Origin of the sequence: Cohnella xylanilytica, assembly GCF_014212175.1 — a bacterium.
Lineage (GTDB): Bacteria > Bacillota > Bacilli > Paenibacillales > Paenibacillaceae > Cohnella > Cohnella xylanilytica.
This window is the reverse complement of sequence record NZ_JACJVR010000171.1, coordinates 1-1,739: the sequence shown is the minus strand read 5'-3', so window position 1 is coordinate 1,739 and position 1,739 is coordinate 1. Positions and strand designations below refer to the sequence as shown.

Genomic DNA, 1,739 nt, shown 5'->3' with positions numbered 1-1,739 from the left:
CGTGCCTCTGGGCACGCCGCAAAAAAAAAGGAGGCGCCGGGGAGGCGCCTTCGGTCATGAGGAGAGCCCGAGCCTGGCTCCGAGCCACTCCCGGTTGTGCTTCACGTGGGGATCGTCGGGACGGTAACGGGCGGCTTCTTCGTTGTGCTCGTAGGCGGTCTTCAGGTCGCCGAGCTTGTAATGGCAGACGCACAGTTGAAGACGGGGGTACCAAGTGTGGTAGGCGGGGTAGCTGAAGCTCCATTGATCCGGGTCCGGGGGCGTTCTTAGCGCCGACTCGTACCAATAGACAGCGGTTCGTTGATCGTTCTTGCGCGCGAACCAGTCCCCGATCCGGCACAGCGCCTCCGCCCGCGGCTTGCCGTGCTCGAACGACTTGAACAGGAAGACCAGCTCGTTCTCCCGGTCGTTCAGCGAGCGATAGCAATCGGCCGTGTAAATGCAGGCGAAGATGCGGTCGTCGACCCAGCCTTCCGGGTGGGCCAAGTGCTTCGCGTACATTCCGATCGCTTCTTCGCAGTAGCCCCCCTCTCTCAACTCGTTGCCGTAATAAAAATAATCCCGAACCGCGAAGGCGTCTCCTCTCTCCCATTTTTTGCGGTAGATGCCCAGCGTTCGCCCGGCCGCGTGCTTGATTCTCCGGTGGGTGACGGCGATGTCGGCTTGAAGCGTGCGCCCGGACACCGGCAAGTGCTGATGGCAATCTCCGACCCATCGGAAATTTCTCGATCTTTTGACGAGCCGGTAGTAGCGGTAGCGCAGCGAGACGTTGCCGTATTCGTCCGTCCCGTAATCGTAGTACATGGATACGGCGTCGATCCCGGGATCGAGCGTCTCCTTCAATCGGCGGAACGCTTCCCGGTCCTTCGGCAGCAGGACGTCGTCGGCGTCGAGATAGAGAATGTATTCCTGCGTCGCCTTGGAGAACGAGACGTTAAGCGCTTCGGCGAAGCTGTCCGGCCATTCGTAATGGAACACCCGGTCGGTATATTGCCGGGCGATCTCCACCGTGCGGTCGGTCGACCCGGTATCGACGATGTTGATCTCGTCGACGAGATCGTGCACGGACTCCAGGCAGCGGCCGAGCGTCTCTTCTTCGTTTTTGACGATTATGCATAGGCTGACGGTGGGCAATGGTCCATCCCTCCAGCGAGTCGATTGGATCGATCGTCCCGTCGGCGGGAAGATCGAGTTCGCAAGGCGACTACAAGTAGTTGGTGACGGTGATGTTGTTGTTGGTCGCCGTTACCGTCGTCGTTCCGCCTCCGCCCGTCAAGGTGAAGGACGCCTGAATGGAGTAGGCGTTGCTTCCCGCGGCAGGAGCGACATCCGTGTACACGAACACAATCGGACGGATCGTCGTCGTACTCACGGCGGTTCCCGACAGTTCGAAGTTTACGGAATTAATGGCGATTCCGTTCAGCAGAGTAGATGTAACCGTGAACGTTGTCGGCGCCGGGGCACCGAACGTCGTATTCAATTGCCATGCGTAGTTGATCTCCAGTCGGTTGTTGGCCGCGACGGTTAAAGCGGGACTGCTCGTCACGGTCGTAGTCGGCGTACCGGATAGAGCAACCGGTCCGGCCGCGAAGCCCGAGGCGTAGCTCGGTACGGGACCTGTGGCGTCGGTTGGACCCGTGGCGCCCGTTGGGCCCGTGGCGCCCGTCGGGCCCGTGGCGCCCGTTGGGCCCGTGGCGCCCGTCGGGCCTGTGGCGCCGGTTGGGCCTGTGGCGCCCGTT

The 1,739-nt window shown here is 61.5% G+C and carries 1 protein-coding gene and 1 pseudogene; both read right to left on the bottom strand.

Annotation, left to right across the window (positions count from 1 at the left end; genetic code table 11):
* Positions 1 to 54 precede the first annotated feature (54 nt).
* Complete coding sequence (locus tag H7B90_RS32265; RefSeq protein WP_185140015.1) at positions 55 to 1,134, bottom strand: glycosyltransferase family 2 protein; 1,080 nt, start codon at positions 1,132 to 1,134, stop codon at positions 55 to 57.
* A gap of 70 nt (positions 1,135 to 1,204) precedes the next feature.
* A pseudogene (locus tag H7B90_RS32645) lies at positions 1,205 to 1,739 on the bottom strand (hypothetical protein); the annotation flags it as partial.